The sequence below is a fragment of the Synechococcus sp. MIT S1220 genome, from assembly GCF_047303025.1.
GTDB lineage: Bacteria > Cyanobacteriota > Cyanobacteriia > PCC-6307 > Cyanobiaceae > Parasynechococcus.
In genome coordinates this window covers 846,895-865,377 of the sequence record NZ_CP138939.1, presented here as the reverse complement: position 1 = coordinate 865,377, position 18,483 = coordinate 846,895, and the positions used below count along the sequence as shown (strand labels likewise).

19 protein-coding genes and 1 tRNA gene are annotated in these 18,483 nt (G+C 58.8%); 9 read left to right on the top strand and 11 right to left on the bottom strand.

Translation table 11 applies throughout. The annotated features are described in order from the left end of the window. Positions 1 to 36: 36 nt before the first annotated feature. The 6 genes from SIB64_RS03985 to SIB64_RS03960 all read right to left on the bottom strand — a co-directional run bounded on the left by SIB64_RS03985 (position 37) and on the right by SIB64_RS03960 (position 6,084). On the bottom strand, positions 37 to 651 hold the full coding sequence (locus SIB64_RS03985) for a 3-isopropylmalate dehydratase small subunit (protein WP_413442012.1): 615 nt from the start codon (positions 649 to 651) through the stop codon (positions 37 to 39). After that, the gene (gene leuC, locus SIB64_RS03980) at positions 651 to 2,069 is read right to left on the bottom strand and encodes a 3-isopropylmalate dehydratase large subunit (protein WP_413442011.1); all 1,419 of its coding nucleotides are present in this window, start codon (positions 2,067 to 2,069) and stop codon (positions 651 to 653) included. Before leuC ends, SIB64_RS03985 begins: the two co-directional genes overlap by 1 nt. Positions 2,070 to 2,095: 26 nt before the next feature. Continuing rightward, positions 2,096 to 3,355, bottom strand: coding sequence for a competence/damage-inducible protein A (locus SIB64_RS03975; RefSeq protein ID WP_413442010.1), 1,260 nt, complete (start codon positions 3,353 to 3,355; stop codon positions 2,096 to 2,098). Continuing rightward, on the bottom strand, positions 3,348 to 4,496 hold the full coding sequence (locus SIB64_RS03970; RefSeq protein ID WP_413442868.1) for a glycosyltransferase family 4 protein: 1,149 nt from the start codon (positions 4,494 to 4,496) through the stop codon (positions 3,348 to 3,350). Before SIB64_RS03970 ends, SIB64_RS03975 begins: the two co-directional genes overlap by 8 nt. A gap of 92 nt (positions 4,497 to 4,588) precedes the next feature. Further along, entirely contained in the window at positions 4,589 to 5,878 is a 1,290-nt protein-coding gene (gene glyA, locus SIB64_RS03965; RefSeq protein ID WP_413442009.1) for a serine hydroxymethyltransferase, read from the bottom strand. Between the two features lie 132 nt (positions 5,879 to 6,010). Beyond that, positions 6,011 to 6,084: transfer RNA gene (locus SIB64_RS03960), tRNA-Arg, on the bottom strand. An 88-nt stretch (positions 6,085 to 6,172) separates the two neighbouring features. On the opposite strand from SIB64_RS03960, the gene SIB64_RS03955 reads away from it, so the two are divergent. The 3 genes from SIB64_RS03955 to SIB64_RS03945 are packed head-to-tail and all read left to right on the top strand — an operon-like array spanning position 6,173 to position 7,038. Next, a complete protein-coding gene (locus SIB64_RS03955) occupies positions 6,173 to 6,427 on the top strand; it encodes a hypothetical protein (RefSeq protein WP_413442008.1) in 255 nt (84 codons plus the stop codon). 29 nt (positions 6,428 to 6,456) lie between these two features. Beyond that, positions 6,457 to 6,747 carry a DUF3181 family protein gene (locus SIB64_RS03950; RefSeq protein WP_413442007.1) on the top strand — a complete coding sequence of 97 codons (291 nt, stop codon included), beginning with the start codon at positions 6,457 to 6,459 and terminating at the stop codon, positions 6,745 to 6,747. A 27-nt stretch (positions 6,748 to 6,774) separates the two neighbouring features. After that, positions 6,775 to 7,038, top strand: a complete 264-nt coding sequence (locus SIB64_RS03945; protein WP_413442006.1) for a cytochrome-c oxidase — start codon at positions 6,775 to 6,777, stop codon at positions 7,036 to 7,038. On the opposite strand, the gene murJ is transcribed toward SIB64_RS03945, so the two are convergent. Then, a complete protein-coding gene (gene murJ / locus SIB64_RS03940) occupies positions 7,025 to 8,632 on the bottom strand; it encodes a murein biosynthesis integral membrane protein MurJ (RefSeq protein WP_413442005.1) in 1,608 nt (535 codons plus the stop codon). The genes SIB64_RS03945 and murJ overlap by 14 nt on opposite strands. A gap of 70 nt (positions 8,633 to 8,702) precedes the next feature. On the opposite strand from murJ, the gene sfsA reads away from it, so the two are divergent. The 4 genes from sfsA (at position 8,703) to SIB64_RS03920 (ending at position 13,099) form a co-directional block, all read left to right on the top strand. Continuing rightward, positions 8,703 to 9,449 carry a DNA/RNA nuclease SfsA gene (gene sfsA, locus SIB64_RS03935; RefSeq protein WP_413442004.1) on the top strand — a complete coding sequence of 249 codons (747 nt, stop codon included), beginning with the start codon at positions 8,703 to 8,705 and terminating at the stop codon, positions 9,447 to 9,449. A 164-nt stretch (positions 9,450 to 9,613) separates the two neighbouring features. Further along, complete coding sequence (locus SIB64_RS03930; RefSeq protein ID WP_413442867.1) at positions 9,614 to 11,098, top strand: ammonium transporter; 1,485 nt, start codon at positions 9,614 to 9,616, stop codon at positions 11,096 to 11,098. A gap of 109 nt (positions 11,099 to 11,207) precedes the next feature. After that, positions 11,208 to 12,413 (top strand): 4-hydroxy-3-methylbut-2-enyl diphosphate reductase, encoded by a 1,206-nt coding sequence (locus tag SIB64_RS03925; protein WP_413442003.1) that lies wholly within the window; start codon positions 11,208 to 11,210, stop codon positions 12,411 to 12,413. Between the two features lie 53 nt (positions 12,414 to 12,466). After that, positions 12,467 to 13,099: a DUF1997 domain-containing protein gene (locus SIB64_RS03920; RefSeq protein ID WP_413442866.1), complete on the top strand. Its 633-nt coding sequence runs from the start codon at positions 12,467 to 12,469 to the stop codon at positions 13,097 to 13,099. Here SIB64_RS03920 and SIB64_RS03915 read toward each other — a convergent pair whose 3' ends face one another. Then, entirely contained in the window at positions 13,100 to 13,558 is a 459-nt protein-coding gene (locus tag SIB64_RS03915) for a DUF4079 domain-containing protein (RefSeq protein ID WP_413442002.1), read from the bottom strand. A gap of 54 nt (positions 13,559 to 13,612) precedes the next feature. Continuing rightward, positions 13,613 to 15,175, bottom strand: a complete 1,563-nt coding sequence (gene purH, locus SIB64_RS03910; protein ID WP_413442001.1) for a bifunctional phosphoribosylaminoimidazolecarboxamide formyltransferase/IMP cyclohydrolase — start codon at positions 15,173 to 15,175, stop codon at positions 13,613 to 13,615. Between the two features lie 56 nt (positions 15,176 to 15,231). Here purH and SIB64_RS03905 point away from each other — a divergent pair, with 56 nt between their 5' ends. Next, the gene (locus tag SIB64_RS03905; RefSeq protein WP_413442000.1) at positions 15,232 to 15,816 is read left to right on the top strand and encodes an alpha/beta hydrolase; all 585 of its coding nucleotides are present in this window, start codon (positions 15,232 to 15,234) and stop codon (positions 15,814 to 15,816) included. A 4-nt stretch (positions 15,817 to 15,820) separates the two neighbouring features. On the opposite strand, the gene SIB64_RS03900 is transcribed toward SIB64_RS03905, so the two are convergent. Continuing rightward, entirely contained in the window at positions 15,821 to 16,189 is a 369-nt protein-coding gene (locus tag SIB64_RS03900) for a DUF3155 domain-containing protein (protein WP_413441999.1), read from the bottom strand. Between the two features lie 402 nt (positions 16,190 to 16,591). Between SIB64_RS03900 and SIB64_RS03895 the strand changes: the two genes are divergently transcribed. After that, positions 16,592 to 17,743, top strand: a complete 1,152-nt coding sequence (locus tag SIB64_RS03895; RefSeq protein ID WP_413441998.1) for a sensor histidine kinase — start codon at positions 16,592 to 16,594, stop codon at positions 17,741 to 17,743. Here the strand turns inward: SIB64_RS03895 and SIB64_RS03890 are convergent. Then, the gene (locus SIB64_RS03890; RefSeq protein ID WP_413441997.1) at positions 17,685 to 18,470 is read right to left on the bottom strand and encodes an adenosylcobinamide-GDP ribazoletransferase; all 786 of its coding nucleotides are present in this window, start codon (positions 18,468 to 18,470) and stop codon (positions 17,685 to 17,687) included. The two genes, SIB64_RS03895 and SIB64_RS03890, sit on opposite strands and share 59 nt — an antisense overlap. Positions 18,471 to 18,483 lie beyond the last annotated feature (13 nt).

Sequence of the window (18,483 nt, the reverse complement as noted above, 5' to 3'; positions counted from 1 at the left end):
CCCACGCGTCTATTTGCGCAGCGGATCGTCGGCTGCTTAGGCCGTCTGAAAACCGTTGATGTAAGGAAGTTGCTTCATCAAGGCAGTGAGCTCTGAATCCCTTGAAAGCAGCTGAGACGTGGCATCCCAGCGTCCGCTGCGCAGCATGTCCAATGGTCCTGGTTCAAGAGATACAGCCCAGCGATCCTGAGCGGATCCGAGGGCGAGCGCCATCAAGTCGAGACACCACTCACGACCGGGATCCTCGATCACCGCCTGTTGAATCAGCTGGATCTCTTCACTCGCTGCCGTCATACAGGGGATTCCCAGGGCAAGACAATTTCCGAAAAAGATCTCCGCGAAACTGACTCCCACGACAGCACGGATTCCCCACCGCATCAGCGCCTGCGGAGCATGCTCACGACTCGAGCCACAACCAAAGTTGCCGTTGACGATCAGGATCGATGCCCCTTGAAAAGCTGGCTGATCAAAGGGATGGCTCCCGTTCAATTCCTGGCGATCGTCTGCGAACACCTGATCACCAAGCGCATCAAAACTGACGCACTTCAGAAAACGGGCAGGAATGATCCGATCGGTGTCAATGTCCTCCCCTTGAACAACGAGAGCGGTTCCAGCAACACGCTGGATGGAACCGCTTGGAAAACTGCTCATCAGGACGTTGGGTGAAGGGAGAGACCGCGGACATCGGTGACCTGCCCATGGACAGCAGCGGCGGCCACCATCGCGGGGCTCATCAGGAGGGTCCGCCCACTTGCCGAACCCTGCCGGCCCTTGAAATTACGGTTGCTCGAACTGGCACTGATCTGACGGCCCTCCAGCCGATCTGGATTCATGGCCAGGCACATCGAACAGCCGGGTTCCCGCCACTCGAACCCTGCAGCACGAAACACCCTGTCGAGGCCCTCGGCTTCGGCGGCCCTTGCCACCTGTTCCGAACCGGGAACCACAAACGCCTTGATGCCATCGGCAATATGGCGACCACGCGCCACGGCGGCAGCAGCCCTCAGATCGCTGAGACGACCGTTGGTGCAGCTACCGATAAAACAGACATCAACCGGCACTCCTGCGATGGCGGTACCGGGCTGGAGATCCATGTAGCGGTAAGCCTCTTCGGCGATCGGGCGATCCGCCGGATCCAACACATCAAGTGAGGGGATCCGTTCATCAATGCCCAATCCCTGTCCCGGTGTGATCCCCCAGGTGACGGTAGGAACAATCTGAGCGGCATCAAACACCACCTCATCATCGACCACGGCATCGGCATCACTGGCCAGGCTGCTCCACCACTGCACCGCCCGATCCCAGAATTCACCGGAGGGAGCATGGGGCCGCCCACGCAGGTAATCGAACGTGATCTGATCCGGATTCACATAGCCGCAACGGGCACCACCCTCGATCGCCATGTTGCAGAGGGTCATCCGCTCCTCCATCGAGAGGGCCTCAATCGCCGTGCCGGCGAATTCATAGGCGAAGCCAACTCCCCCTTTCACTCCGAGGGTGCGGATGACATGCAGAATCAGGTCCTTGGCGCTGACTCCCTTGGCCAGATGGCCATCAACGCGGATACGCCGGACTTTCAACTTGCTCATGGCCAGGCTCTGACTAGCAAGCACATCCCGCACTTGACTGGTGCCGATCCCAAAGGCGATCGCTCCAAAGGCACCATGGGTGGAGGTGTGCGAATCGCCGCAGGCCACCGTCATTCCGGGCTGGGTCAAGCCCAGTTCGGGGGCGATCACATGAACAATGCCCTGACGGCCGCTTCCGATCGCATTGAGCTGGATGCCGTACTCGAGGCAATTCCGCTCCAATGTGCTCAACATCTCCTCAGCCAGGGGATCGTTGAAGGGTCGCGTCTGAGTGGTGGTGGGAACGATGTGATCCACCGTGGCCACGGTCCGCTCGGGACAGCGCACGGTCAAGCCCTTGTCCCTTAGCGCGGCGAACGCCTGTGGGCTCGTGACCTCATGAATCAGGTGCAGACCAACGAGCAGCTGCGTTGAGCCCCCTGGGAGATCGTCCACCCGATGCAATTCCCAGACCTTGTCGTAGAGGGTGCCCGAACTCAACGGCGCAGCTGCAGGGACAGGAAACACTACCTGCGTGAGAGCAAGCGAAGCCTCAACCGATCAAGGGAGCGGATCACACTGAGCTGTTGGATGGCTTGCCGTCCTCGACGGGAGCCAAAGCGTTCCAGCGTCGCCTCACAACCATCAGGACCTGCTACGGCCAGATACACCATGCCCACGGGTTTGGCCTCCGAACCACCACCGGGACCTGCGATCCCACTGACAGCCACACCCCAGTCTGTGCCGAGCCGATCCCGGATTCCGCAAGCCATGGCCCGCACCACCGGCCCCGAAACCGCTCCATGGACGGAGAGAGCATTTGCCGGCACAGCCAGCAACGACTGCTTGACAGCGTTGCAATAAGCGATGACACCGCCCTGAAAGACATCAGAACAGCCGGGGATCGTCGAAATCGCTGCGCCCAGTCCACCACCAGTGCACGATTCGGCAACAGCCAGGGTCTCCCTGGCTTCACGCAGCATCCGGAGCACAACCGAGGGCAACGTGTCGGAATCCATGCCGTAGCAACGCGGCCCGAAACGCTCACGTAACTCCTGTTCAACAGGATCAAGCAGGCGCGACGCCGCAGCTTCATTGTCTCCACGGGCCGTCAGTCGCAGCCTCACATCGCCAAGAGCGGCATAGGGAGCAACCGTCGGATTCTCAAGTTCAAGCAGATCAGGAACCTGTTCAGCCAGGGTGGATTCGCCGATCCCGGTGAAACGGAGCTGACGACTCACCAGCACTCCAGAGCTTCCCTTATGAGCTCTGAACCACGGTTCCGCCGTTGCGGACCACATCGCCCGCATCTCTGACGGAACCCCTGGAAACGTCAAAACGGTGAAACCCTTGCGGGGCGTCCAGATCATTCCGGGCGCCGAGCCAACCGGATTGGGCAGCACCTCTGCCCCCCGTGGAAGGAAGGCCTGACGGCGATTGCTTTCCGCCACCGGCCGCCCATTCGCTCCTAATTTGGCCCTGATCTCCTGCCAAAGCTTTCCGCGTTCCTCGAGCGGAGTTGTGAACGCTGCCGCCAAGGATGCCGTGGTGAGGTCATCGGGGGTGGGGCCAAGACCACCTGTTGTGATCAGCACATCACAGCGGGATGCCGCCTCGAGTGCGGCCGAACTCAGACGCTCCATGTTGTCCCCAACAACCGTTTGGCGGTAGTGGGTCAGCCCGAGCGCAGCAAGCTGCTCTGCGAGCCACCTGGCATTGCCATTCAGGATGTCCCCAAGCAGAAGCTCCGTACCAACGCAGAGGATTTCAACCCTGGGCTCAGCCATGTCGATCGCTCAACGAAGCGATATCACGCGGTTCCCTTGGAGCCATCGGTGAGGTTTCGCGCAAGGCCAGTTCGGTTTGCAGTTGCCGCCGACTGATCACGACGGTTGCCACAAGAATCGCCGAGGCAAGAGCCAGCCACAGAAAACGCATCTCAGCATTGGCGACCACAAGGGCTAGAGCAGCGAGCCACTGGGTGAACACATAAATCAGCAGCACGGTACGGCGATGGCTGAAACCAGCTCGGAGCAAGCGATGATGAAGATGTCGGCGATCGGGATGGAAGGGAGAACGCCCTTCGCGAAGACGGCCCATGATCACCGCCGACATATCGGCCAGCGGAAGCGAAAGGATCAGCAACGGCAGCAGCAAACTGACCGTGGTGAGCCCCTTGGCCGGGCCGACGATGCTGATCGCCGCGAGGGTAAAACCCAAGAAATAAGACCCCCCATCGCCCATGAAGATCCGAGCCGGATTGAAGTTATGTCGCAAAAAACCGAGGCAGGAACCCGCCATCGCTGCAGCCAGAAAGCCAGCAGCTGCCTGGTGGAGAGAAAAACTCACGGACACCAGTCCCACTGCGGCAATCCCAGCCACACCGGCAGCCAGTCCATCCAGCCCGTCCAGCCAGTTGATCGCGTTGGTGATGCCGACCAGCCAAATCACGGTGGCCAGAAGACTGAGACTGTCGGGCAGGGCAATTGCTGTTCCCGAGGCGCTGATCCAGGGAAGATCAATGGCCCCGATTCGTACGCCTTCACTCCAAATCACACAGGACACAAGAACCTGTCCCGCCAGCCGCGGCCAGGGGGACAGCGCAAAAAGATCGTCGGCGAGGCCGATAAAGAAGAAACAGAGAGAACCGGCGAGGGTGCTCCAGATCAGCTGATCACGGGCAGGAGCCAGCAACCCGAAGCCCCCAAAGCACCAGATGGCAGCAAGTGACAAGCCAAAGCCCAGCACCATCGCCACACCGCCGAGTCGCACCATTGGAGTGCTGTGCTGCTTGCGGGGGTCAGGCTTATCAGTGAGCCCGAAACGCAGGCCAAGCCTGCGAATGACGGGGGCAAGCAAAGTTGTAATGACTGCAGCCAGGAGAAAACTCACCGAGGCAACCGCAATCGGGCTGATGGTGAGAGGCACGGGAGCTCCTGTGGAGTGTTGAACCTTCATGTTTTGAAGGTTCACAGATCCTAAGAAGAGCCTCCCATTCAGTCCAAGTGAGGCTGGACCAGTCAGGCAAGCGCCGGTTGCTTGGCTTCGGAGTACAGAGGAAACTTGTTGCAGAGAGCTTCCACCCGAGCCAGGCAACGCTGCTGAATGGCATCGTCCTGAGGATTCAGCAGTCGATCGGCGATCACATCGGCCACCTTTCGGAAGGCATCAGCATCGAAGCCTCTGGTGGTGAGTGCCGCAGTACCCAGTCGCAACCCACTGGTGACAAAAGGCGATTCAGGATCAAACGGAACCGTGTTCTTGTTGGCCGTGATGTGAACATCACTCACCAGCAGATCCGCCACCTTGCCGGTCATCCCGATGCCGCGCAGATCCAGAAGCACCACGTGGTTATCGGTTCCACCGCTCACCACATCGATTCCTCTGTTGATCAATTGCTGCGCAAGAGCGGCGGCATTGGCCACCACCTGATGGCTGTAATCCTTAAACGAGGGCTGCAAAGCTTCTCCGAACGCAACGGCCTTGGCAGCAATCACGTGCTCCAAAGGACCGCCCTGGGTTCCAGGGAACACAGCTTTGTCGAACTTTTTGGCGAAGTCTGCATCGCGGCAGAGGATCAAACCACCGCGGGGCCCACGCAGCGTTTTGTGGGTTGTGGTGGTCACAACATCACAGTGTGGTACAGGGCTTGGGTGCACCCCAGCAGCGACAAGCCCAGCAATATGGGCCATATCGGCGAGCAGATAAGCACCCACCTCATCTGCGATGGCGCGGAATGCCGCGAAGTCGATCAGTCGCGGGTACGCGGAATAACCGCAGACGATCAGCTTGGGTTTGTGCTCAAGCGCAAGCTGGCGGACAGCCTCCATATCCAGCCGCTGGGTTTGCCGATCCACGCCGTACTGAACAACGTTGAACCACTTGCCGCTGACGTTGACCGGTGACCCATGGGTGAGGTGACCTCCATGGGAAAGATCCAGGCCCATGATCGTGTCGCCGGGTTGCAGCAACGCCAGAAAGACGGCGAAATTGGCCTGGGCACCGCTGTGGGGCTGAACGTTGGCCCATGCGGCACCAAACAACTGCTTGGCCCGTTCGATCGCCAACTCCTCGATCGCATCAACGTGCTCGCAGCCGCCGTAGTAGCGCTTGTGGGGTAAACCCTCTGCGTACTTATTGGTCAGGACGGAACCTTGGGCGGCCATCACCGCCTGAGACGCAAAATTCTCGCTAGCAATCAACTCAAGGTGGGACTCCTGGCGTTGACACTCAGCCCCGATCAGCTCTGCAATAGCTGGATCGGCAGCATCCAGGGGCGCCAAAATCGCCCTACCTTGCTGCTCACCCATGACAGAAACCCAACTTCACTTAGTGCAATCGTAAGAAACAGCTCAGTGCCGTGACAGTTGGTCCTGACGGGACAAGACAGACACCATTGTGATGATCGATAAAAAAAAACTGCCCGGAAGGCAGTTGGAGAGCGCGCCTGGAGAGATTCGAACTCCCGACCCTCTGATCCGTAGTCAGATGCTCTAATCCGCTGAGCTACAAGCGCTTGAGTGAATCCATGAGACCCCATCGAGGGTCCCATCGTCAACTCACGCCTGCGCTCGCCAGGATCAGAACACTTCGATCACGAGCTGATGCCGATCCGCTGGTACGGACCTGCCAATCCCGACGATCCCACTTACCGGCACTTCGAACGGATTGTGAATCTGTGCCTGCATGCCGGCGTGTTTGCCGCAATCAACAGCGGTGTCTGGTTCGTGCAGGAGATGCGCCACCCCTGGCAGGGCTTGCCATGGTTCACCGGTGTCTGGTTGTCCGCGCTGTTGATCCATCTCTCGGTTGTCGTCATCAAACGTCCTCAGGGCAGCGACGGTGACGACAAGAGCTGAGGCAGCATGGTTTGGTTATCAAGGGTTAGATGTCGCTATCAGCCTCCGACCTTCAGGACCTGCAGGCGTCACTAGCCGACAGGCTGTTTGTGCAAATCAGCGGCTGGCACCTGTATCTCGGTGATGCCGAACTTGCCAAACCGCTCGCCATCGAGTGCAGCGCCAGGATCGATCAGGGAGCAGCTGTTGCCGCACGACAATCAATCGAAGCGGTGAAGGTGTCGTTGGCAGGAGGCGCCAGCCAACTGCCCTTGTCGAGGCTGTTGCCGCCTGCACAGCTTCGTGAACTTGAGGAGATCCTGGAGCCTTACTGCCGATAAGGTTGCAATCTCGATGGGGCCGGCGAGGTGGTGATCATTGAACTCAGCAATCCCCGCGAGGTGGTGCGTCAACGGATCGGCCCCCTTGGCGAACGGCTGATCGGCACGGTTGTCGACCCGGAAGCTCAGGTTGAGAAAGCCTTGATCCAGGAACTTGAGGAAGCCTTTCGGAATTACGGAATCGAGGCGAGGATTCTTTCCGTCCAGGGTGCGCAACTGATCGGCCGGCACCAACTCGAACTTCCGATTCAGGTGAGGGAGGAGCGAGACGTGCGGATCAGCGAGTCCTGATTTTCTGGCGAACAGTTCGGACAAGATCCCGAACCTCAGGAACACCAAGGGCGGTGCCGCACCAGGCGAACAATCCGAGCCCAAGGCAACCAGAGAGTCCGACCTGGAGGCTCAGACCGATCAGGTCATCGGTCCAGCCGATCACAACGGATAGCCCCCAAGCGAGGCAGGCCCCTGCCAAGCCTGCGAGGCAAAGCCGCAAGCCATCTCCAGACCATTGCGAAAGCGGCAAACTGATCAACCGTTTTTTGAGCTGCAGCAATAACGCAGCACAGGTGATCACATTGATCACCACAGTGGCCAGAACAAGCCCTGGGGCGCCGAAGCTGAAGGGCAGTTGGTTCCCCCAGGGGGTGGGACCACCCACCAACAGCCAATCAAAAACGACATTGAGCCCGATCCCGGCCACGGAAAGGCGAAAAGGCGTGGTTCCATCGCCCATGGCGTAGAAGACCCGCACCAACACATCTCTGGCCAGATAGGCAGGCATCCCAAGCCCATACGCCATCAATAAACCAGTGACCAAATGGGCCGCATCGGCATCAAACGCACCTCGCTCATAGACCAGAGCCACGATGGGACCACCAAGGGCGACAAACAGCGCTCCGAGGGGAACCATGGCCGCAGTCGAGAGCATCAGGCCCTGACGGATCCGCGCCACCAGCTCATCCCTCTGCTCCGGTGCGACGAGCCGCGAGAAAGTCGGGAGCAGAGGCACCAGCAGAGCATTGGAGATCAAGCCCAGCGGCGTCTGCACCAGGAGGTTGGCATAGCCAAGACCAGCGGCGGCGCCGATGATCCCCGATGCAAAAAAGAGGTCTGTGAAGACATTGATCTGCAGCATTCCCGATGACAGGGTCGCCGGACCCATCACCCGCCACACCTCACGAACCCCGGGATGGTTCCAATCCCAGACCAGCTGGAAACGGGCCAACTTCTGACGAATCAAAGCAGGCAATTGGATCAACCACTGCAACAACGCACCGGCCGACGTGGCTGCAGCGAGAACCACACCACCAAGCAAGGCATTGCCAGGCACAGCGATCGAATCCCCGAGCTGCCACCACAACCCCAGGACCCCCACGATCAAGGCGAGGCTTGACATCAGAGGCGAAACGGCGGGAATCCAAAATTCATCCGCTGCGTTGAGGGAACCGAAGCCAAGACCGATCAGACCGGCCAGCAGAGCCATCGGAGCCATCACCTGCAGTTGCACGACGGCAATGCGATGCAGATCGGCGTTGAGGCCAGGGCCCACAAGGGTGATCAGCGGGTCCGCTGCCAACACGAACAGCAAAGTGACCCCAATTAGCAGGGCGCTGACGCTCGTGTTCAGGGCTGCAAGAACGTGCGCACCCTCGGCGCGGGGGCGCCGGCTGAGCACACTCACCATGGCGCTGTGGAATGGACCATTGATGCCGCCCAGGAGAATCAGCAGAAAACCGGGCAACACGTAGGCGTAGTTGTAGGCGTCGTAGGCCGCGCCGACTCCGAAGGCGGCAGCAATCACCAGCTGTCGCACCAAACCGCCGAATTTGCTCAAGAGGGTGCCGAACGTGACGATCAGGGCAATGCCCTTGAGTGATCGCGCCATCCAACCTCGTTCTGAATTTGCGCATTGTGGGGGCGGCCGCGTTCACCATGGCGACAACGCGGCTAGAGCCATGACCGGACCAGCGATTTTGACGTTCGACCCCTTAAGTGAAGGCGTGCTGATCAAGCGCTACAAGCGCTTTCTGGCTGACGTGCAACTGAGTGATGGCACGACGGTCACGGCCCATTGCGCCAACACAGGGCCGATGTCTGGCGTGCTGATTCCCGGTCAACGGGTGCGGCTGAGGCATGCGCCGTCTCCAAAGCGCAAATTGGCTTGGACCTGGGAACAAGCCGAGGTCCCCGGTGCCGATGGAACACCTTGTTGGGTCGGGATCAACACCGCTCTTCCCAATCGTCTGATTCGAGCCTTAATTGAGGCAGGTCATCTCAGCGATCAACTCGGAGCAATCGGCATGATCAGAGCCGAGGTGCCCTACGGCAAAAACAAACGAAGTCGGATCGATCTGCTGCTGACGCCTGGGGAAGACAACCCTGACAAACGGTTGATCTACGTGGAAGTGAAGAACACCACCTGGACGGAGGGCTCAACTGCACTTTTTCCGGACACCGTCACCGAACGGGGGCAGAAGCACCTGGAGGAACTCATGGATGTCTTGACTGGTGCTCGCGCTGTTCTTGTTCCCTGCTTGAGCAGGCCTGACGTAACCGACTTTGCACCAGGAGACCAGGCCGATCCGCGCTATGGAGAGATGTTCAGAACCGCAGTAGCAACAGGCGTAGAGGTGCTGCCGTGCTGCTTTGAATTTCGAATCAATGAAATTCTATGGAGAGGATTAAAACCGTACAAAATGTAACCAAAGCTTAATAAGAAATTGATAAACCGATGCACGAGACTTCTTTCTGTATCAAGTCGTACGGTTAAGCCCATCCCTGAACGTCAGGGTTGGCCCGACCCGTTACTACGGGCTACACAACCGTTACAAAGATCACAGAACCGCAGCCCCGCACTCTTCCATCCATGACGACTGCAGTACCACAGCAGTTCAGGCGGCGTAAAACCCTTCAGAACGCCTCTCTGCTTGAAGGTCCGATGATGCTTTTACAGAGCATCAGAGGACTGAGCTCCAACCGCTCCCTTCTCTGGGCAGCGTGCATCCCATTGGCTCTTTTTGGGCTAGGGGTTTTTACGCTGTCTGCCAAGGCCGCTGATCTTCCCGATCTCAATGCTGCCTTCCTTGCAAACAACCTCTGGTTGTTGATTGCGACGATCCTCGTGATCTTCATGAACGCCGGCTTCGCCATGGTTGAAGCGGGGATGTGCCGGCAAAAGAATGCCGTGAACATTTTGGCGAAGAATCTCTTTGTCTTCGCTCTGGCCGTTACCGCCTACTGGTTCGTTGGTTTTTCCCTGATGTATGGGGACGCCATCATTCCAGGCCTCCTCTACTACGGGAAAGGTGGAGCACTTGGATTTTTCTTCGATCCTGCCGTCACGGCAGAGATGATTGAAGGAGCAAGTCTTGTACCTACTGTTGATTTCCTGTTTCAGGCCGCATTCGCTGGAACAGCAGCAACGATTGTCTCCGGTCTTGTGGCCGAGCGAATCAAGTTTGGAGAGTTCGTTCTTTTCGCTCTTGTCCTAACAGCCGTCATCTATCCCATCGCTGGCAGCTGGGAATGGAACGGTGGTTGGCTGAACAGTGTTGGTAGCAAGGAATTCATCGATTTTGCAGGTTCTTCCATCGTCCACTCCGTTGGAGCATGGGCAGGGCTCGTTGGCGCTGTACTGCTTGGGCCCAGGATCGGAAAATTCGTGAATGGCAAAACACAGGCCATTCCAGGCCACAACATGTCGATTGCCACGTTGGGCGCGCTGATTCTTTGGATCGGTTGGTATGGATTCAACCCCGGTTCCCAGCTTGCGATGGACCAGTGGGTCCCCTACGTCGCTGTCACGACAACCCTTGGCGCTGCAGGCGGCGCGATTGCAGCCACCGTGTATTCGACTCTCGTGTCGAAAAAGCCAGACCTCACGATGATCATCAACGGCATCCTTGCTGGCCTGGTGAGCGTCACAGCAGGGTGCGGCAACCTCGACATGGTTGGCGCATGGGTTGCTGGAGCCGTCGGCGGCATTTTGGTGGTGATTTCAGTGGCTGCCCTTGATTCTTTTGGGATCGACGATCCAGTTGGTGCATTCTCCGTTCACGGCACCTGCGGTGTCTGGGGAACCGTTGTGATCGGTCTGTGGGGCAAGGACATTCAGGGTGATGGTTCCCCACTTGGCCTTATCGTCGGTGGAGGAATTGAGCAATTAGGCATCCAGGCCCTCGGTGCTGGCGCCTATGCGATCTGGACGATCGTGACCTGTTTCATCGCTTGGCAGATCATCGGGTCCATCTTCGGCGGAATCCGTGTCACCGAAGAAGAGGAAACCGAAGGTTTGGACATCGGCGAACATGGGATGGAGGCCTATCCCGACTTCGCGATCACCTCAAACTGATCAAGCGCTTCGCGCCTTGTGCATCCCTCTGGCCCGGCAACAGCCGGGCTTTTTAATGCCCGTGCGATTCCGGCTTCCCCAATAGAGTCGCTGCACCCCGGAGCCAACCATGGACACCCACGCCTTCAAGCGCTCCCTCCACCATTCGGAGCGCTACAACCGTCGTGGCTTTGGTCGCGCCGAGGAGGTCGCCGAGAGTCTGGAGCAGGCCTACCAAAGCGGCCTGATTGGAACGATCCGGGACAACGGCTACAAACTCAGCCATGGCCGATTGCAGGTGCGTCTTGCTGAAGCGTTCGGTTTTTGCTGGGGAGTGGAACGCGCCGTTGCCATGGCCTATGAGACGCGTCGGCACTATCCGGATGAACGGCTCTGGATCACCAACGAGATCATTCACAACCCCTCGGTGAATGACCATCTCCGCGAGATGAATGTGGAGTTCATCCCGGTTGATCAGGGCGTCAAGGACTTTTCGGGCGTGGGCTCAGGTGACGTTGTGATCCTTCCCGCCTTTGGTGCCACTGTTCAGGAAATGCAGCTCTTGAACGAGAGGGGCTGTCACATCGTCGACACCACATGCCCGTGGGTTTCCAAGGTGTGGACCACTGTTGAAAAGCATAAAAAACACGCTTTCACTTCGATCATCCACGGAAAGGTGAAGCACGAGGAGACCCTCGCCACAAGCTCATTCGCAGGCACCTATCTGGTGGTCCTCGATTTGGAGGAAGCCCATCTGGTTACTGAGTACATCCTCGGCAACGGTGACCGCGAGTCCTTCATGGCCCGCTTCTCCAAAGCCAGCTCACCTGGATTCGACCCTGATCGTGATCTGGAACGTTTGGGCGTGGCCAATCAGACGACCATGCTCAAAAGCGAAACAGAAGAAATCGGCAGACTGTTTGAGCGCACCATGCTTCGGAAATATGGTCCGACCCAGTTGAACGAACATTTCCTGGCGTTCAATACCATTTGCGATGCCACCCAGGAACGGCAGGACGCCATCTTCTCCCTGGTGGATGAACCTCAAGATCTGATGGTGGTGATCGGCGGCTTCAATTCCTCCAACACAACCCACCTCCAGGAGATCGCGATCAGTCGCGGGATTCGCTCCTTCCATATCGACACGCCCGACCGCATCAGTGCAGACAACACCATCTGCCACAAACCTCTGGGAGAGGAGCTCACCACTGAAACCAACTTTCTGCCGGCTGGACCGGTCAACGTTGGAATCACCTCCGGCGCCTCAACCCCGGACCGGGCCGTAGAAGAAGTGATTCAGAAACTGATGCGGCTCAGCGAAACCCCGTCTTCATAAACGCTTTACATTTGGGGGCATCCGATCTGCCTCGCCGGCGTTTTTCCTGCAACGTGCTGCTTTTGTCGCGATCCGAACCAGGCAATTTGCGACAGGGATCCGACCCCGAGGTCCGTTGTTATCGCAGCACATTTTCAGACCAGATGGAGATGCTGGCTGATGCGGGCACCGTTGCTGATTACCTCGACCGACATGAGGTTTGGTTTCAACGCTGCGCCTCTCCGATGGAGGTGGTTGCCATCGATGGCCAGTCCTATTCCCTCACTCTGGGGCGGTTTGGGAATTTCGGATTTGAAGTGGAACCCACCATCGAGCTCCGCCTTCTGCCCCAGCAGAAGCGGATTTATCGGATCGAGACCATTCACTCCGGCTCGGCAGCCTCAGATCACCGCGATTACTACGACGTTGATTTCAAGGCCCAGATGGCACTGGAGCCATGGGCCCGATCAACGCAGGACAACCCGGAGGATGCCACCGCTGTGAGCTGGACTCTGGATCTCTGTGTCTGGATCCGGTTGCCTCGGGTGATCACCATGCTTCCGGAGCAGTTGGTGCAGTCCAGCGGGGACCTTCTTCTCAAACAGATTGTGAGACAGATCTCGCGACGCCTGACCTGGAAGGTTCAGGCAGATTTCCATGCATCACATGGGTTGGATTGCCCACCTCGGCGCCGAGCTGCCTTCTGATCAGCGGTTGACCCAGATCCTGTTGGCAATTTCAAGACCCGTGAAGGCCTGCCAGAGGAACAAAGTCATGACGCCCATATTCAGACCCACGTGCGCTTTGCGGGCAATCAAATTGCCTTGTTGCATGAGTGGCGACAGCGATGCCGCGACAGCAACCATCGCGGTCATGGCGAGACCCACCAGCAGATGGGGGCCAACGAACAGCTTGTCGTTGTTCAGATACGTCACCGCCATGCCACCAAACGTGGCCAGAGTCATCACCGCTAGAAACAGACTCCCCCAGCGGTAATGGCGCTGGGCAAATTTGCCAGGGATCAATTGCTTGCGCTGCTCCGGCGTGCCGGTACGGATCTTTTTGACCTTGATGCCGAGGTAGAGAGCCCATCCACCAGCGGCGAGGAGCGCCCACTCCGTTAGCGGGTGTACAAAATTCAGGCTGAAGGGAAGGGTGGCCAGCATCGACCTGCTTGGAACGACCCGGCGAGGCTAGGAGCCGATGGACCACTCCCGATCTCAGTGCAGAAAATGTCGGCGACCGGTCAAGAGCATGGCGAGACCGAGCTCATTGCAGGCGTCAATCGAATCAGCATCGCGTCGACTGCCACCAGGGTGAATCACGGCCCTAATTCCATGGCTTGCCGCCAGCCGCACGGTGTCATCAAACGGAAAGAAGCCATCGCTAGCGAGGACTGCTCCCCGAGCCTTCTCCCCAGCCGCATCGAGGGCTAAACGGGCGGATCCGACCCTGTTCATCTGGCCAGCACCGACGCCCAGACTCTGGCCATCCCGTGCAACGACGATCGCGTTGGAGCGGACATGACGCACGAGCTGCCAGGCAAACTCAAGGTCCTGTTTCTCCTGAGCCGTTGGAGGCCGTTGGGTCGCCACAGTCCACCCATCCAGCTCGATGAGCCCATCATCGAGATCCTGCACCAGCAAGCCACCAAGAATGCTGCGCACGTGATGGGGACCGGAAGAATCGATTGCAGAGGGAGCCAGTTCCAGCAGTCGCAGATTCGGCTTGCTCGCCAAAATCTCCCTGGCTTCAGGACTGTATGCAGGGGCCACGACGCATTCCAGAAACAGGCTGGTGAGTTCGCGTGCGGCGGCGGCTTCCACAAGTCCATTGATCGCCACGATGCCACCAAAAGCACTGACGCGGTCTGCATCGAGAGCCCGTGTCAACGCCACAGGTACAGAGGATCCAATCGCAACGCCGCAGGGATTGGTGTGCTTCACCACAACAGTTGCAGGCTGTTGCGCAGGTCGCGCACCATCAGTGCCATACCCAAACTCACGCACCGTCGCCAAAGCGGCCTCAAGATCGAGAAGGTTGTTGGTACTGAGTTCCTTCCCCTGCAACTGAAGAGCCCCGCCCCAGCCCTGCTTCGGCTGGCTAAACCAGCGGGCTTTCTGATGCGGGTTTTCGCCGTAACGAAGGGTCTGCCGCAACGGGACCGCTGCAAGCCACTGATCGACGTCGATCTCCATCTGGGACGCCATCCAGGTGCTGATGGCCGTGTCGTAGGCGGCGGTGTGGCGGAAAGCCTCCAAAGCCAACTGTTTGCGCATCGCTGGAGGCACTCCCTCGCCAGACTCACCAAGGGCAGCGATCACGCTGTCGTACTGATCAGGACTTGTAAGAACAGCGACGTCGGCGTGATTTTTCGCTGCCGCACGCACCATGGCAGGCCCACCAATATCGATGTTCTCAATGGCGTCTTGCCAGGTCACATCCGCTTTGGCGACAGTTTCACGGAAGGGATAAAGATTGACGACCACAAGATCAATCAGAGGAATCTGCTGATGATCGAGGTCTGCCTTGTGGGTCGCGTCAGCACGTTTGGCGAGAATCCCACCATGGACACGCGGATGCAGGGTCTTCACCCGTCCACCCAGAATTTCAGGTGCGCCGGTGTGATCCGAGACCCGTGTTACCGCCAGTCCTGCCTTCTCCAGGACTGCTGCGGTGCCTCCACTGGAAAGAAGTTGGTAACCAAACCGCCGAAGCAACGCCTCTGCCAACGGCACAAGACCGGTTTTGTCAGAGACACTCAACAGGGCGAAAGGTGCCATGGATTCCGGGCCACGCAGTCTTGAGCCAACCTAAACATCAGTGAACTGACAGACAGATGCGCCATCGCCTGGTCGTTCTGCATGGTTGGGGAGCCAATGCCGATGACCTTCGGCCCCTTGGAGAGTCCCTGTCCAAACTCCATTCGACAACGCTCGATGTCATCGCCCTCGACGCGCCTCACCCCCATCCCGACACAAGCGGGCGCCAGTGGTACGGACTATTCCCAGCGCGGTGGGAAGACGTTCCGAAGGCTGTTGCCGATCTAAAGAACCGCTTGCTTGGCCTGAACGGCGGAGAGGAGGCGCTGCAATCAACGGTGCTTTTCGGCTTTTCACAGGGCGGTGCGATGGCACTCCACTGCGGCTGTGAGTTGCCCCTAGCCGGGGTGATTTCCTGCAGTGGCTACCCCCATCCGGCCTGGCAGCCCAACCAGGATCATCCCGATGTGCTGGTGCTTCATGGAAAACACGACGAGATCGTCCCCATCGAAGCGATTGACGCAATCTGGAACCAACTCAACAAAGACCGCCGTGAACGCATGGTTTTTGACGACGGTCACACCATCCCTCAAAGTGCAATTCCCATGATCAGCAAGGCATTGGATCGGATGCTGAACAGCTCAAGAAGCCGCCAGGTCTGAACATTCAGACAAAGGCGTATTCGTATTCCTCCATTTCCTCCCAGTCATCGGAAGCAAGATCGAGGCCTTCAAACAATTGGTCCTCACCAATCGAGTCAACGATTGTCCGCAACGATGGAAAGAGGAAATGATTTTCCTCGGCGTACTGGGCACTGAACAGACCCTTTTCACCCCAGAAAAAACGATCGGTCGTGTGCTCATTCCGACGCACATTCAAAAGAGCTGGAGGAACGAGACCGCCCTCAGCGATGAAGCGACGAGCCGCAGTGACGGGCTTGTACTCACCGGTTTCAAGATGATGGGTCGCAACATGGGCGAGGACCCGCTGACCAGCGAGACGACGGCGACTAATCCGCTTGCGCTTCTTGGACATGGAGGACTCCTGGGAGGGGCAAAAAGGGGGGGGTTAACAAGAAACAGGTCTGTCAACGCAAAACGATGCTCAGCGGCATAACCGCTCAAGCCAATTCGCAAAGACAGGGCGACGCAGGAACGTCTTTGGACCGCGTCACAAGATGGTCACGGATGTGCCGTGCCCATCGGAAGTACGCCAATTACCCAGCAGGGCCGTAGCCCAGAATCAGCAGGGGACGCTTCTGCCTCTGCTGTAGCTATGGTCGCGTTTAAATTGCAACCTTTCTGAGGTTTTGGCAGGCAAGCGCCTGTATCAAGCGCTACCTCGGTCAATTGCAAGATTTTAAGACTTTTCCCATATTTTTCAAGTCCCTGGCCTCATTCGATCAATGGATCTGTTGCCATTCGTCCTTCAGGCGCTATGGAGCTGACGGCTCGCTATCTCAGTTTCGTTGACCAGCAGCTTGCTCCCCTCTGCCGAACGACGGCGCTTCATCGGCTCGCCCTCTACCTGAGCAAACCATCGGATCAATCGGGGCCAGCCCTCGAGCTCGTGCGCCAATGGCCCGAGGATTCAAAGCGCCGACTCCCCGCCGTTGATCAGGACCCCGAACTACGGCTGCCGGCGAGGGAGCGACGTTGGTATCCCCTGCAAGACGGGCCGCTCATCCTCGGAGCGATCAGGGCCGAACTGGATCCAAGCCAAGACTGGAATCCGCAGCTGGATCAGACGCTTCGCAGCGGAACTTCAGCCATCAGCCATGCCCTCACGCTCGAACTGGAATGCCTGCGCCTAAGAGAGGAGTTGGTTGACCAACGGGATCAGACACGCACCTTGATTCATCAGCTGCGCAATCCGCTCTCGGCCTTGCGCACTTATGCCCAACTGCTGATGCGACGTCTTGAACCGGACAGCCAGCACCGAGGACTGGTGGAGGGGATGCTCAGCGAACAAACCCAGATCGGACGTTACCTCGATGCTTTGGATGGTCTTGGCAACGACGCCCTTCCAGCCGGTGCTGGTCCCGAGAGCCCCTTGATGCTCCCACCCGGACTCTCCCCGGTGAACGTCAGCATGCGGGAGCTGCTCGAGCCTCTGATTGAACGTGCCGCGGCCACAGCAGCCCTGCAGGGACGCACCTGGCACGGGCCAGTGCAGTGGCCTGAATGGTCTTGCAGGGCAACGGCCAACGACGGTGCCGCCATCCTTGAAATTGTGGCGAACCTGCTCGAGAACGCCTTCCGCTACAGCCCTTCCGGATCCAGCATCGGCCTGTTGCTCCAGGACAACGGTCTCTCCATTTGGGATGACGGTCCCGGGATTCCGCAGGATGAACGGACGCGGATCTTCCAACGGGGAGAGCGCGGGAGCACAGGAATCGACCGGCCGGGAACGGGACTTGGTTTGGCGCTGGCGAGAGATCTGGCGGCGCAGCAGGGCGGGGATCTCACCCTGATTATCCCGCCATCCAATTTGTCAGCAACCCTGCCGCAGCGAGGCAATGCCTTCCAGCTCAGCTGGCCGTCTCCACCATTGCCACCGTCTCCACCAGTGCCAGCGACAGCAGCGTGAAAGCTTCGGCGAGAACCAGAGACGCTCCATAGGAATCGCCGGTGTGGCCGCCAAGCCGCCGACCGAGCAGCTCAGGCACCAGCACAGCGACGGCACAACCGATCAGCAGGGACACCAGCTTCAGCCCCGCGAAGACAACAAACAAGACCAAAACCAGGAGCAGAGGCAGCGCATCCCAGAGAAGACGTCCATGGAGCCTGTGAAACGCTGCGGTGCCCGTGTCCTGCGACCGCAAATATTTAAAGCGGGCCATGGCCCAAAGCGGCGCACCCCTCCCTATGACAGCCGCGAACACCAGGGCGAGTGGTGCCTGCGCGTCCAGCTGGATCAAGGCAGACGCCTCAACCAGAAGGACCATCGCAAGTGCCAGCACACCGCTGGCCCCGACGCGGCTGTCATCCATGGCCACCAGTCGTCGCTCCCGGCCGGCGGCGAGGCCATCGGCTGTGTCCATCACGCCGTCGTGATGCAGACCACCACTGAGCCAGATTCCGACGGCCAGCACCAGGGGAGCAACGGCGACGGACAACCAGCCCAGCTGAACCAGCAGCATCCACAGACCAGCCTGAAGTGATCCGAGCAGACAACCGATCCAGGGAGCAAACCGAGCAATCCGCTCGAAACGGGGCGAGGGCCACGGCCAGGCCGGGAGGATGGAGTAAAAAATCCAGGCTCCTGCCAGATCTCCTAACCAGGGGGGGGCACGACGAGCGATCGGAGCGGTCACAGGGTGAGCTTCA